Origin of the sequence: Lutibacter sp. TH_r2 (genome assembly GCF_033101135.1) — a bacterium.
Taxonomy (GTDB): domain Bacteria; phylum Bacteroidota; class Bacteroidia; order Flavobacteriales; family Flavobacteriaceae; genus Lutibacter.
This window is the reverse complement of sequence record NZ_JAWMPV010000001.1, coordinates 1,518,949-1,533,857: the sequence shown is the minus strand read 5'-3', so window position 1 is coordinate 1,533,857 and position 14,909 is coordinate 1,518,949. Positions and strand designations below refer to the sequence as shown.

10 protein-coding genes are annotated in these 14,909 nt (G+C 31.4%); 4 read left to right on the top strand and 6 right to left on the bottom strand.

What is annotated here, in order from left to right; all coding sequences use genetic code 11:
* Window positions 1-8 precede the first annotated feature (8 nt).
* Window positions 9-3,068, bottom strand: a complete 3,060-nt coding sequence (locus tag R3X25_RS06470) for a TAT-variant-translocated molybdopterin oxidoreductase (RefSeq protein WP_317673023.1) — start codon at window positions 3,066-3,068, stop codon at window positions 9-11.
* A 30-nt stretch (window positions 3,069-3,098) separates the two neighbouring features.
* A complete protein-coding gene (locus tag R3X25_RS06465) occupies window positions 3,099-4,670 on the bottom strand; it encodes a c-type cytochrome (protein WP_317673022.1) in 1,572 nt (523 codons plus the stop codon).
* Between the two features lie 216 nt (window positions 4,671-4,886).
* On the opposite strand from R3X25_RS06465, the gene R3X25_RS06460 reads away from it, so the two are divergent.
* Window positions 4,887-5,258 (top strand): SPOR domain-containing protein, encoded by a 372-nt coding sequence (locus R3X25_RS06460; RefSeq protein ID WP_317673021.1) that lies wholly within the window; start codon window positions 4,887-4,889, stop codon window positions 5,256-5,258.
* 69 nt (window positions 5,259-5,327) lie between these two features.
* Here R3X25_RS06460 and infB read toward each other — a convergent pair whose 3' ends face one another.
* From infB to rimP, 3 genes are read right to left on the bottom strand one after another with little or no spacing between them, the layout of a single operon-like run.
* Complete coding sequence (infB, locus tag R3X25_RS06455; RefSeq protein WP_317673019.1) at window positions 5,328-8,201, bottom strand: translation initiation factor IF-2; 2,874 nt, start codon at window positions 8,199-8,201, stop codon at window positions 5,328-5,330.
* A gap of 41 nt (window positions 8,202-8,242) precedes the next feature.
* Window positions 8,243-9,502: a transcription termination factor NusA gene (gene nusA, locus R3X25_RS06450; RefSeq protein WP_317673017.1), complete on the bottom strand. Its 1,260-nt coding sequence runs from the start codon at window positions 9,500-9,502 to the stop codon at window positions 8,243-8,245.
* A gap of 12 nt (window positions 9,503-9,514) precedes the next feature.
* Window positions 9,515-9,979 carry a ribosome assembly cofactor RimP gene (rimP, locus tag R3X25_RS06445; protein WP_317673015.1) on the bottom strand — a complete coding sequence of 155 codons (465 nt, stop codon included), beginning with the start codon at window positions 9,977-9,979 and terminating at the stop codon, window positions 9,515-9,517.
* A 161-nt stretch (window positions 9,980-10,140) separates the two neighbouring features.
* Here rimP and R3X25_RS06440 point away from each other — a divergent pair, with 161 nt between their 5' ends.
* Complete coding sequence (locus tag R3X25_RS06440) at window positions 10,141-10,971, top strand: universal stress protein (RefSeq protein ID WP_317673013.1); 831 nt, start codon at window positions 10,141-10,143, stop codon at window positions 10,969-10,971.
* On the opposite strand, the gene R3X25_RS06435 is transcribed toward R3X25_RS06440, so the two are convergent.
* Window positions 10,968-12,044, bottom strand: a complete 1,077-nt coding sequence (locus tag R3X25_RS06435) for a substrate-binding domain-containing protein (RefSeq protein WP_317673012.1) — start codon at window positions 12,042-12,044, stop codon at window positions 10,968-10,970. The two genes, R3X25_RS06440 and R3X25_RS06435, sit on opposite strands and share 4 nt — an antisense overlap.
* A 178-nt stretch (window positions 12,045-12,222) precedes the next feature.
* Here R3X25_RS06435 and R3X25_RS06430 point away from each other — a divergent pair, with 178 nt between their 5' ends.
* Together R3X25_RS06430 and R3X25_RS06425 are read left to right on the top strand one after the other, a co-directional pair.
* Window positions 12,223-13,578: a DUF1080 domain-containing protein gene (locus R3X25_RS06430; protein ID WP_317673010.1), complete on the top strand. Its 1,356-nt coding sequence runs from the start codon at window positions 12,223-12,225 to the stop codon at window positions 13,576-13,578.
* 2 nt (window positions 13,579-13,580) lie between these two features.
* A complete protein-coding gene (locus tag R3X25_RS06425; protein WP_317673008.1) occupies window positions 13,581-14,909 on the top strand; it encodes a Gfo/Idh/MocA family oxidoreductase in 1,329 nt (442 codons plus the stop codon).

Below are 14,909 nucleotides of genomic sequence, written 5' to 3'. Positions count from 1 at the left end.
ATATTATTTTAAGCTTCTTCTGTATTTTTAACTTTCACTTGGTAAACAACGTTTGGTTTTGTCCCTACGTGTTCTAATAAATGATAAGCTCTTTTATCTTTTTCTAATGCTGTAACATCGTCATTTTCATTGTTAATATCACCAAATACCATAGCTCCAGTACTACAAGCATTTGAACAAGCAGTTTCAAACTCGTTGGTATCAACAGGCCTTCCTTCTTTTTTAGCTTTTAAAATTGTAGCTTGAGTCATTTGTATACATAATGAACATTTCTCCATTACTCCACGAGAACGCATAGTTACATCTGGATTCAATACCATTTTCCCTAAATCATCGTTCATATTATAATCGAACTCACTATTATTAGGGTAATTGAACCAGTTAAACCTTCTTACTTTATAAGGACAGTTATTTGCACAATATCTTGTTCCAACACAGCGATTATAAGCCATCTGATTTTGACCTTGACGACCATGGGATGTTGCTGCTACTGGACAAACTGTTTCACAAGGTGCATGATTACAATGTTGACACATTACTGGTTGAAAAGCTACAGATGGGTTTACAGAAGGATCTTCTAACTCTGCCATCGCATTTTTATAACCAGTTACACCTTTTCCATTTACTTTCTTTTCTACATCACCAGCAAAAGTTTCTTCATGAGAATAGTAACGGTCAATACGTAACCAATGCATATCACGAGATTTACGTATTTCGGCTTTACCTACTACAGGCACATTATTTTCAGCATGACAAGCAATAACACAAGCACCACAACCGGTACAAGCATTTAAATCTATTGATAAATTAAAATGATGCCCAACTGATCGATCAAAGGAAGTCCATAAATCAACTGATGTTGCATCTACTTCATTATGATCTAAAGATACTACTGGAACAACATTCCATTCTCTTGAATCTTTTGTGTTAAATTCGTTTAAGGTTGTTTCTTTAACAATATCTCCACGTCCCATTAATGTGTTGTGCAATTGGATACACGCAAATTCGTGCTCACCTTCTACAACTTTCACAGAAACATTAGACTGAAAATTATTAAAATCTTTATATAATTGGTAAGCATTCTTACCTGTTTGCATTTCTTCTTTTAAACCTTTAGTACGTCCAAAACCAAGAGCTAAACCAAAAGAGCCTTTAGCTTGACCTGGTTGAATATAAGCTGGAATTGTTAACGAAACTCCATTTACAGATAGTTCAACTAAACTACCATTTAAAGCTCCATTTGCAACATTGTAATTTACAACTCCTAAAGCATCTGCATCAGCTTTGGACATTGTAAGGTAATTATCCCAGGTTGTTCTTGTAATTGGATCAGGGAATTCTTGTAACCAAGGGTTATTAGCCATTTGACCATCTCCCATTCCAACTTTAGTATATAATTGAAGTTCTAAATCACTTCCTTTTATTTTTGCTAATTCTGAACCAGCTGCATCAATATCTACTTCTAAAGCAGTTACTTCTTTTGTTTCTCCTTCAACCTTATAAATTCCATCATGTAATGCTTGATTCCATGAAGTACTTCCTAAAATATCAGTTGTCCAAGATTCTTTTAAGAATTCGTAATACGAAACTTCACTTCCAGTCCACTTTAATAAACTATCTTGAAATTGACGTGTATTAAATAAAGGCTGAATTGTAGGTTGCATTAAACTAAATTCACCTTTTTTAATAACTGTATCTCCCCAAGACTCTAAATAATGAGGTGAAGCCAAAGCATACTCAACGGTATTTGCTGTTTCATTATCTTGCATTGAATTTGCTACGGATAATTTTACTTTTTTTAATCCTTCAACAAATTCTTTACTATTTGGTAATGTATACACTGGGTTTGAGTTGTTAATAATAACCGCTCCAATTTTACCAGCATTCATATCAACTATTAATTGCTTAACAGCTGTATCATTACCCATTCTTACATTCTTGGTTTTAACAACATCAATAACTTCACTTTTTAAAGCTTGGTTAATTGCTAAAGCTAATAATTGTGCATTTTTATCTTGAATTCCAGTTACAACCACTGCTTTACTACCAGCTTTTTTTAATTGAGCTGCTGCTTTTTGAACTGCATCATTTAAAGGTGAAGCTTCACGAGTTGCAATTCCTTTAACAACTGCTTGGTATAATTTTATTAAAGCTAAATTTTGTTCTGAAGGTTTTACAATTACTCTTTTATCTGCATTAGCACCTGAAAGCGTCATATTTGATTCAAACTGAATATGACGAGACATTTTTCCTTTAGTAGGAATACGTCCTTTTGCATAACTAGCTTCAAAACCTCCACCTTGCCAATCTCCTAAAAAGTCAGCACCAATAGAAACAATAACTTCTGCTTTTTCTAAATTGTAATCAGGCAATCTTCTCTCACCGTACATTACTTCAAAAGCATCTAATGCTGCTGATTCAGAAACTGCATCGTAAACTACAGGAACAACATTTCCATAAGCTTCTCCTAATTTGCCTATTAATTTTTTTACTGAAGGGCTTGCGCAAGTACTAGTTAAAAATGCAATTGGCAATCCAGCTTCTTTAACTTCGTTTAATTTAGCAACAATTTCTTTATCTGCGTCAGCCCAAGAAATTTCACTTCCTCCTTTTTTAGGAGCTTTTAAACGATTGCTATCATATAATGATAAAACTGAAGCCTGAACACGTGCATTGGTAGTACCTTTTGCATCTTTGTTAGGTTCAATTTTTATTGGACGTCCTTCTCTAACTTTTACTAATACATTTGCAAAGTCAAAACCATCTACCATTGTAGTTGCGTAATAATCAGCAACACCTGGAATAATATCATCTGGTTTGATTACATAAGGAATTGATTTTACAACAGGACCTTCACATGCTGCTAATGTAGCTGCAGCCGTTGTAAATCCAACATACTTTAAAAAGTCTCTACGCGAAGTTGCTGAAGTTTCTAAATTCTTCTTATCACCTAAAAATTGATCAGTAGGAATTTCTTCAACAAACTCGTTTTGTTTTAACGTATCAACAATCGAGCTATTTTCGTTAAGCTCTTCAACACTTTTCCAGTATTTTTTGTTTGATGCCATTTTATTTTTGATTGTTTACTTCGTAATTAATTAATAGTGACATTTACCACATTCTAACCCTCCCATTTCTGCAGCAGTTAGATTCTTTATGTTTTCTTCTCCATATTTTTTTGTTAACTCCTCGTGAATATTTTTGTAATATTCAGTTCCGTTAAAGTCAACTTCTGTATCTCGGTGACAGTCTATACACCATCCCATTGTTAATGGAGAAAATTGGTACATATCATGCATTTCTTCAACAGGTCCGTGACATTTTTGGCAATCTAAACCTGCTACTGTTACGTGCTGTGAATGATTGTAATAAGCAAAGTCTGCTAAATTGTGAATTCTAACCCATTCTATTGTTTGTTGTTCATAACCTTCAATGTATTCGAATTTTTCTTTATCCCAACCTACTGCATCATATATTTTTTGAATTTCTTTATCTAAATCTTCTTTTGTATAATCTCCAAACAATTCACCATTATATTCTGTAATTGATTTGTGACAGTTCATACAAACATTTGCACTTGGTATTCCAGATGTTTTACTGTGTTTTGCTGAAGAGTGGCAATATTGACAATCTATTTTATTATCTCCTGCATGTACTGCATGAGAAAATGCTATTGGCTGAATTGGTTGATAACCCTCATTAACATCAATTTGCATTAACCAACTAAATAGTAAATATGCTGAAAGTAATAATAAAAATATTACAACCAAGAAACGTAAAAATGGATTAAATAATAATGATTTTAAAACACTTTCTTCTTGTTCATCACCTTCTACAACACTCTTTTTAGTTGTAGCAGCAACAATTAATGATAGTAAAACAAATGCTAAAAGCGTTAAACCTAAAACAGGTAAAACTCCTGTTTTTGGATTTTCAAAAATTTTGTTATCATTTCCTGAAACAGTAGCTGCTGGTTTTTCAACAACATCACCAACTGCTAAATATTTCAAAATATTTTCAATATCCTCATCTGTAAGATTTGGAAATGGAGTCATAGCTGCAGGATTAGAATCCGTAACTTCTTTCGCTAATTTGTCTCCTGAAGCTGTTAAAGCATTATTATCTTTAATCCAAGCTTTTAACCAATCGTGTTCTCGCTTGTCTGTAATTTTTAATAATTCAGGACCAATTAATTTCCCTTCTAATTTGTGACAGGCAGCACATTGAGCTTTAAACAACTCTTTACCTAAAGCTACACCAGGATCCACCTCTTGCGAAGCAACAGCTGCTTTTTCAACTGGTTCTCCTTTGGTGTATTCCAAAATATCTATAATATCTTGATCTGAGAATTGAGGATAAGGAATCATAGCTGCAGGATTACTCTCCTGAACTTCTTTGGCTAATTTATCTCCAGAAGCAGCTAAAGCGTTGTTATCTTTAATCCAAGCAATTAACCAATCCTGATCTCTTTGTTCGGTTATGCCTTCTAGAGCTGGTCCTATTAATTTTTTATCTAATTTATGGCAAGCTGCACAATTTGCTTTGAATAGTTTTTCACCATTCTGAACATTTGCTTCTTGAGCAGATAAATTAATTGAAAAAAATAACAGAAACGCAAGACTTTTTAGAGCTAATCTTGACAGCGTACGGTGGTGTTTCACACTTTTCATACTTAAGTAATATGTTTTCTTTCTAGTTTGGTACAATATTTTCATATATTAAAATGACAAATGTCATTCTAAAACGATTTCACAAAAGTAACATTAATAAATAAAACTTAAAATAATAGCTTACTTTGCGTGTTAATTTATATCCATTCTAAATAATAAAATTTAAATATTGCGTTTACGTTTAAAAGTTTAAATTTGCATAAAAAATAATATTTCATGAGAAATTTAAAAAATAGATTATTTTTAATTACTCTAACAGTAATTTTTTTGAGTATTTCAGACTTAAGTGCTCAAAGTGACAAAACAAAAATTGACCAATTAATTAGTCAAAAAAAATCTTATAATAAAGAGAATAAAACCTCAATAGTTTATAAAATTCAACTTTATAATGGAAATGAAGATAAAGCATATAAAGTTAAATACAACTTTGAAACTACTTTTCCTCAATACAAAACTGTTATTAAATATGATCAACCTGATTGGAAAACTCAAGTAGTATATTTTAAAACAAGATTGGAAGCTGATAGGGCTTTATTAGAAATTAAAGAAAATTTTTCTGGAGCAATTGTTTTAAAAGATAAAATCTAGTAATAATAAAAAAGCATAAAAAAAGCGAGAATTTAATCTCGCTTTTTTTATGCTTTTATTTTAAAAGAATTATTTCAATTTCTTTTTTACTTCAACTTCTTGGTAAGCTTCTAATACATCACCTATTTGAATATCGTTGTAGTTTTTCAATTGTAAACCACAATCGTATCCTTTGGCAACTTCTTTAGCATCATCTTTAAATCGTTTCAACGAAGTTAATTCACCTGAATGAATAACTACGTTTTCTCTTAACAATCTAATTTTTGAATTTCTAAATATTTTTCCACTAACTACCATACAACCTGCAATGTTTCCAACTTTAGAAATTTTATAAACTTCTCTAATTTCAACATTACCTGTTACTTCTTCTTTTATTTCTGCAGATAACATTCCTTCCATTGCGTCACGTAAATCTTCAATAGCTGCATATATAATAGAATATGTTCTAATATCTATCTCTTCATCATCTGCAAGTATTCTTGCATTTCCAGAAGGACGAACGTTAAAACCAACTATAATAGCGTCAGATGCTGATGCTAATAATACATCAGATTCTGTAATTGCTCCAACTCCTTTATGAATTATATTTACTTGAATTTCTTCAGTTGATAGTTTTTGGAATGAATCTGTTAGTGCTTCTACAGAACCATCAACATCACCTTTTAATATAATATTTAATTCTTTAAAGTCTCCTAATGCAATACGTCTACCAATTTCATCTAGTGTAATATGACGTTGTGTTCTAACTGATTGCTCACGTTGTAATTGAGAACGTTTTGAAGCAATTTGTTTTGCTTCTTTTTCATCTTCAAATATGTGGAATTTATCACCTGCTTGAGGTGCTCCATCTAAACCTAGAATAGATACTGGTGTTGAAGGGCCTGCTGTTTGCATATTTTTACCACGTTCATCAAACATCGCTTTTACTTTACCGCTATGTTTCCCTGCTAACATATAATCACCAATTTTTAAAGTACCTTCTTGTACCAAAATTGTTGAAACATATCCTCTACCTTTGTCTAATAAAGCTTCTACAACTGTACCAACTGCATTTTTATTTGGATTCGCTTTTAAATCTAACATTTCAGCTTCCAGAAGAACTTTTTCTAATAATTCATCTACACCTGTACCTACTTTAGCAGATATATCATGAGATTGAATTTTACCACCCCAATCTTCAACTAATAAGTTCATTTGAGATAATTGTTCTTTAATTTTATCTGGATTTGCGTGTGGCTTATCTATTTTATTTATTGCAAATATAATAGGTACACCTGCCGCTTGTGCATGACTAATTGCTTCTTTTGTTTGTGGCATTACATCATCATCAGCTGCAACTACTATAATCACAATATCTGCAACTTGTCCACCACGAGCACGCATTGCTGTAAAGGCTTCGTGACCAGGAGTATCTAAAAATGCAATTTTTTGACCATTTTTAAGTTCAACTCCATAAGCGCCAATATGCTGTGTTATTCCACCTGATTCACCAGCAATTACATTTTCTTCACGAATGTAATCTAATAAAGATGTTTTACCATGATCAACGTGTCCCATTACTGTAATTACAGGAGCTCTTGCTTCTAATTCTTCTTGTGTATCTATATGTTCTTCAATAGATTCTTCAACTTCTGCTCCAACAAAATCAACTGTATAATCAAACTCTTCAGCAACAATGGTTAATGTTTCAGCATCTAAACGCTGGTTCATTGTCACCATCATTCCTAGAGACATACAAGTAGAAATAATACTTGTTACAGGAATACTCATCATAGTAGCAATTTCACTAACAGTAACAAATTCAGTTACTTTAAGTACTTTGCTTTCTGCTGCTTGTATTTCTGCGTCAATATCGGTTTGTTGACGATGTTGATCTCTTTTATCTCTTCTATATTTTGCTCCTTTTCCTTTTTTAGATTTCCCTTGTAATTTTTCTAAAGTTTCACGTACTTGTTTTTGAATTTCAGCATCGGTAGGTTCTTCTTTAGTAACTACTGGTCTTCTTTGTGGTCCTCTTCGATTTCCTCCTGGACCTCTATTATTTCCACCAGGTCCTCTATTATTTCCTCCTTGATTAGGTCTTGGTCCATTTTGACCTACAGGTTTTCTTATTCTTTTACGCTTTTTCTTATCTCCGTCAGCTGCTTTTTTAGTTGCAGAAGCTTCTGGTTTTTTCTTTTTAGGTTTCTCAAATTGTTTCAAGTCAATTTTTTGACCTGTCATTTTTGGTCCTGTAAGTTTTTTGTATTTTGTCTCAATTGCTTGAGGTTCTGCCGGCTCTACAGGCGTTTCTGTAGGTTTCTCAACCGCTTTTTGTACTGGCTTTTCCTGTGGTTTTGTAGGCTCTTGTTTTTTAACAATAGTTTTAGGCTTGTCTTTAACTATGTCTTTTTTATCAACTACAACTTCATCAACCTTTTTAGGAACTTCAACTTTTTGTTTTTCCTTTACAGGCTCAACAGTAGTTTTCTCAACTTCAATCTTTTTTTCTACAGATTTTGGTTTTTCGACTTTAGCTGGTTTTTCCTCTTTAACAGGTTCAGGAATTACTTCTTCAACTTTTTCAGAAACTTTTTCTTCAGACTTTGGCTCAATGTCAATTTTACCAACTGTTTTAAGTTCTAATTTTTCTGCTTTGGCTTTAACAACTTCATGTTTAGCTTCTTCTTCTAATCGTTGTTTTTCTAACTTTGCTTCTTGAGCTAAACGTAATGCTTCCTTTTCTTTTCTTTTTTCCTCACCAATTTCCTTGGAAGCTACTTTTTTATTTCTGTCGGTTTGAAAACCATCCAAAAGTACTTGGTACTCTTCATTAGATATTTTAGTTGTTGGGCGCGCTTCAATATCATGACCTTTGTCATGAAGGTGCTCAACAGCTCTATCTAACGAAATGTTTAATTCTCGCAATACTTTGTTCAGTCTCATTGTTCTGTTTTCAGCCATATAATTTTGTTTTAGCCTATAAAATTTGAAAAGAAGTTTGATTAATCTTCAAACTCTTCTCTTAATATTTTTTGAACTTCTAAAATAGTTTCTTCTTCTAAATCTGTTCTTTTAACAAGTTCTGTAACGTCTTTTTCAAGTACACTTCTTGCAGTGTCTAATCCAATTTTTTTGAATTCTTCAATTACCCATGCTTCTATTTCATCAGAGAATTCAGTTAATTCAACATCGTCTTCAGCTTCTACACCTTCACGTTGAACATCTAATTCATATCCTGTTAATTGTGATGCTAAACGTATGTTAACACCATTTTTACCAATTGCTTTTGAAACTTCTTCTGGTAACAAAAATACATCAACTCTACCTTTTTTACCATCTTCACGTCCTTCTTCTGCATGAATTTTCATAGAAACTACTTTTGCTGGGCTTAATGCACGTGCTATAAATAGTTGCTCGTTTTTAGTATAGTTAATTACATCTATGTTTTCATTTCCTAATTCACGAACTATTCCGTGAATACGAGAACCTTTCATACCTACACATGCTCCAACAGGATCAATTCTATCATCGTAAGAGTCTACAGCTACTTTTGCTTTTTCTCCTGGGATACGGGCTACACCTTCAATAGTTATTAAACCATCAAAAACTTCTGGTATTTCTTGTTCAAATAATTTTTCAAGAAATTGTGGTGATGTTCTAGATAATAAAATTACTGGTTTATTTCCACGTAATTCAACTGTTTTAATAATTCCTCGAACAGAATCTCCTTTTCTAAAATAATCTGAACGTATTTGTTCACTTTTTGGTAATACAATTTCATTTCCATCATCATCTAATAAAATTATTGCATTATGACGTATATGGTGAACTTCAGCACTATAAATATCGCCTTCTAGCTCTTTAAAATGCTTAAATGTATTAGTGCTATCGTGTTCATGAATTTTTGAAATAAGGTTTTGACGTAATGCTAATATAGCTCTACGACCTAAATCTATAAGTTTTACTTCTTCTGAAACATCTTCACCAATTTCAAAATCAGGTTCAATTTTTCGAGCTTCAGCAAGTTCAATTTCTTCATTATCATCTTCAGACATGCCGTCAGCTACAACAATTCTATTTCTCCAAATTTCTAAATCACCTTTATCAGGGTTAATAATAATATCAAAGTTATCATCTGATCCAAATTTTCTTTTCAACGCGGCTCTAAACACTTCTTCAAGAATTGCCATTAATGTAACTCTATCTATGTTTTTATCTCCTTTAAATTCAGAAAACGATTCTATTAATGCTATATTTTCCATGCATTCTGTTTATTAAAATATTATTTTCACTTTTGCTTCAACAATGTCGTTAAATGCAATAACGGCATTTTTTACCACTGTAATTTTACCTTTTCCAATTGGTTTTGGTTCACGAGCTTTCCATTGTAACTCAATTCCTTCATCTCCTACATTTATTAAATCTCCTTCAACAATAGAATTATCAGTTAATTTAACCGTTAGTTTACGATTTATATTTTTAATGTACTGACGTTTAACCTTTAGAGGGTGAGCAACGTCTGGCGATGTTACCTCTAATGAAAAGTCTTCTTCTTCTCTATCCAAATTATGCTCTACAGTTCGACTTATTCTAATGCATTCATTTAATGAAACACCTTTATCTCCATCAACTTCAACATAAATTTTATTCTCTGGTAAAAAGCTTAATTCAATTAAAAACAACTCCTTGTTTTCAGAAATTGCTCCACTTACCAATTCTTGTACTAATTTTCTATCCATAGTTTTTATAAAAAGAGGGGACTTTACGTCCCCTCCTATCCACTATCTGTATTAATTTGGTGCAAATATAGTAACATTTTTTTAAATGATGAAATCATTCTAATTAATTTAATTTTACGTAACTTTACAATACATGAATCAATAATTCCAAAATTTAAATTATGAAAAGTATATTAGTCCCTGTAGATTTTTCTAAACAAGCTAAATATGCTGCAAAAGTAGCCGCTGAAATAGCTAAACAAACCAACGCGAAATTACTATTACTACACATGTTGGAATTACCAACAGGAATTATCGATCCTTCAAGTTTTGGAAATGCTAGTAATACTCCAACTGCTCTATTATTTTTAAAAAGAGCTCGTGAAAAATTTGAAGAATTTAAAGAACTTCCTTTTTTAGAAGGAGTTAAAGTAGAGGATTCCGTATTATTTCACAAAGCTTATGATGGAATTATTGATGAAAGCGTAAAACATAACGTAGACCTAATAGTTATGGGTTCAAAGGGTACTTCTGGGCTTGAAGAGATGCTTGTTGGTTCTAACACTGAAAAAGTTGTTAGAAATTCTGATATACCTGTTATTGTTATTAAGGAAGATGTTGATAATTTTAAAATTGAAAATATTGTTTTTGCTTCAAATTTTAAAGAGGAAAATAAAATTGCTTTTCCAAAAATTTTGGATTTTGCTAAATTATTCAATTCAACACTACACTTATTAAAAATAAATACAATTCATAATTTTGAAACTACCAAAGAGTCTAGTGATGCAATTAAAAATTTTATTTCTGGGCATGATTTAGGTGATTTCACCTTAAATATTTATAATGATATTTCTGTTGAATCTGGTGTTTTAAATTTCGCTAAAGTAATTGATGCTGATGTTATTATTTTAAACACTCATGGTAGACGTGGTCTTGCGCATTTATTTAGTGGAAGTATTGGTGAAGATTTAGCCAACCATGCCAAATTACCAGTTGTTACATTTAAAATTTAACTATTTATTTTTTTATACTCCCACTTATTTCGCTGACTAAACTCTACATTTTCTTTAGTTATAATTTCTATTGGAGAAAATATTTTTTTAGATGGTTGTATATTTTGAATTAAATAATCGGTTATCACCTTTACGGATTGATAGCCTTGGTTAAATGATTTTTGAGATATTAAAAAGGTAACCTCATCGTTTTTTAAACATTCAATATTTTGAGTTGTAGTATCAAAGCCAATTAAAGTTAATTTATTTTTATACGCTTTTGAAATTCCTCTAGAAATAATTGAAATTCTACTTGAAGGAACTAAAACTCCACTTATGTGTGGATTCTTTTTTAGTATAGCATTCAATTCCAACTTTATCAAATTCTCATCTCTTAAACCTTCAAAATATAATGTTTTGTAATTAATAGATAATTGCTTTAAATCAAAATAATCTTTAAAACCTTTAATTCTATTTTCCAAAACCGAATTATTCTGAAGTTTTGACTCTACTAAAGGAATTAAAAAATCTGTTTTATTACCGGTACAAAGATGCATTAATTTAGCAGCTAAATAACCACTTTTATAAGCATCCTGACCTATAAAACAGATATTTTTATAACCATGCAAATCTAAATTAATAAACAAATAAGGAATCGATTTCCCTTCTAATCGCTTTGTAAATTCAAGTGTTTCTTTCTGAAAATAAGGAGAGAAAATAACAGCATCAGGATTTAACTCAACAATTATATCACATTGCTTTTTATAAGAAACCTCATCTAATTGACTAAATTGAAAATACTCAATTTGAACGCCCAAATGGTTCATTTCATCTCTAGCCTTTGAGATTCCTAAATAAGGAGATTTCCAAAATAAATTATCATTATTAAAACCGGGCATCAGTACCGCAATACTATATTTTTTACGTAGCGCTAGTGACCGAGCAATTACATTAATTTTAAAATTATTTTCTTTTAAAATTTTATTGATACGTTCTTTCGTTTTTTCAGAAACACCTTGTCTATTATGTATAACTCTATCTACTGTTCCAGTTGAAACATTAGCTATTTTTGCAATATCTTTTATTGTTACCATATCTATTTATAATCAATCCAAATTTTAGTAAAAAAACTTAAACTTTTCGCAAAATATAAAAATAATTTCTATTTTTGTGTGCGTACACGAAAATATTTATTACAAACATTAAATCATTTTTGAATAAAATATAAAAATTAACGTGTGCGTACACGTTTTAATCTATAACTTAATTATTATGAAATTTATAAAACTTTTTTCTTTGTTAATTCTAACAGCAATTATCTCTTGTGCTTCTGACCAAAACAAAGAACCATGGACAAATTTAATTAAAGGTAACACCCTTGAAGGTTGGAATATAAAAGGTGGCAAAGCAACTTACCATGTTGAAGAAGGAGTTGTTATAGGAACAACAGTTCAAAAAACTCCAAACACATTTCTATGCACAAATAAAATGTATGGAGACTTTATTTTAGAACTCGAATATTTGGTTGACCCAATAATGAATTCTGGTATTCAAATAAGAAGTAACAGTTTACCTGAATACAAGAACGGAAGAGTTCATGGCTATCAAGTAGAAATTGACCCATCTGAAAGAGCTTGGAGTGGCGGAATTTTTGATGAAGCTAGAAGAGGTTGGTTAAACGATTTAGAAGATAACGTATCTGCTAAAAAAGCTTTTAAACAAAACGAATGGAACAAATACCGCATAGAAGCAATTGGAGACACAATTAAAACATGGGTAAATGGTGTTCCTGCCGCCCATTTAGTTGATTCTATGACAAAAACTGGATTTATTGGCTTACAAGTTCACAGTATTGGTAATAAAAAACCAGGAACACAAATCAAATGGAAAAATATTAGAATAATTGATAAGAACGTTCAAAAATACGCTCATAAAACTCCTATTCCAGTTGTTGCTAAAAGAAATGTGCTAACCTCTCAAGAAAAACAAGAAGGATGGAAAATGCTTTGGGATGGAAAATCTAAAAATGCTTGGAGAGGTGCAAAACTAAAAGAATTCCCTAAAAAAGGATGGTTAATTAAAAATGGAATTTTAACAGTGTTAGCATCTGGTGGAGCAGAATCTGCTGCAGGAGGAGATATTGTTACTAAAGAATTATTTGGAGATTTTGAATTTAAAGTAGATTTTAAATTAACTCCAAGAGCAAATAGCGGAATTAAATATTACGTAGATACTGAATTAAATAAAGGTCCTGGCTCATCAATTGGACTAGAATATCAAATTTTAGATGATGCATTGCATCCAGATGCTAAAAAAGGAAATCATGAAGGTAGCAGAACGGTTGCTTCATTGTATGATTTAATTCAAGCAGATATAAATAAACCAATTAACCCAATTGGAGAATGGAATACTGCATATATTAAATCTATAAACAACCATGTTGAACATTGGTTAAATGGTGTTAAAGTATTAGAATATGAAAGAAAAAGTAAAGCATACAGAAAACTTGTTTCAGAAAGTAAATACAAAAAATGGCCAAACTTTGGAGAACTAGAAAAAGGTCAAATTTTATTACAAGACCACGGTGATAGAGTTTCATTTAGAAATATTAAAATTAAAACACACTAATTATGACTACTAGAAGAGATTTCATAAAAAAAACAGCAGTAAGTAGTGCAGGTATTACTTTAGGAAGTATGTTAATGCCTAATTTAAGTTTTAGCAATATTTTAGGATCAAACGAAAGATTAAATGTTGCAGTAATTGGGGTTAGAAGTAGAGCAAAATCGTTAATGCTAGCCATTAATAAGTATCCAGATGCTAAAATTATCTATACATGCGATGTAGACGATAAAATTATTGAAAAGAATAATGAATGGATGCAAAAAAATATTGGCTATGTACCAAAAGTTGAAAAAGATTTTAGAAAAATTTTAGAAGATAAAAATGTAGATGCAGTATTTATTGCAACTCCAGAACATTGGCACGCTCCTATGGCTATTTCTTCTTTACAAGCTAACAAGCATGTTTATGTAGAAAAACCTTGTAGCCATAACCTATTTGAAAACGAATTACTTGTTAAAGCTCAAAAAAAATACAACAAAGTAGTGCAAATGGGTAATCAACAACGTTCGGCTGAAACAAGTAAATTAGCTATACAAGAAATAAAAGATGGAATTATTGGTGAAGCTTATAAAGGTGAAGCTTATTACTCAAACAATAGAGGTTCCATTGGTGTTGGTAAACAAATTGCAGTTCCAAACACTTTAGATTGGGATTTATGGCAAGGTCCTGCTCCTCGTGAAAAATATAGAGATAATATTCATCCTTATAACTGGCATTGGTTTAAAACTTGGGGAACAGGTGAAGTTCATAATAACGGAACACATGAAATTGATGTTTGCCGCTGGGCTTTAGGATTGGATATTCCTAAAAGAGTTTCTTCTTTCGGAGGAAAATACAATTATCAAGACGATTGGGAATTTACTGACAACCAAGAAGTTATTTACGAATACGACAATAACAAAATTATCAAATGGACAGGACATAGTCGTGGTAAAATTATGCCAAATCAACCAGGTAGAGGCGCTACAATTTATGGAAGTAAAGGTTCAATAATGTTAAGCAGAAATAGCTATCAATTATTTGGATTAGATGGTAAATTAATTAAAAAAGTTAATGAAAAAGAAAGAAGTGCAACTTTAAATACTGCCGGTGCAGGTGGTTTAGATGTTAGACATATTGCTAACTTTTTTAATGCTATTAGAATTGGCGAAGAACAAAATTCACCAATAGCCGACGCAAGTATTAGCACTATGCTTTGTCATTTCGGAAATATCGCTCAAGATGTTGGTAGAACTATTAATATTGACACCAAAACTGGTCGAATTAAAAATGATAAAAAAGCCATGAAACACTGGAAACGTGAATATGAAAAAGGCTGGGAACCAAAATTATAA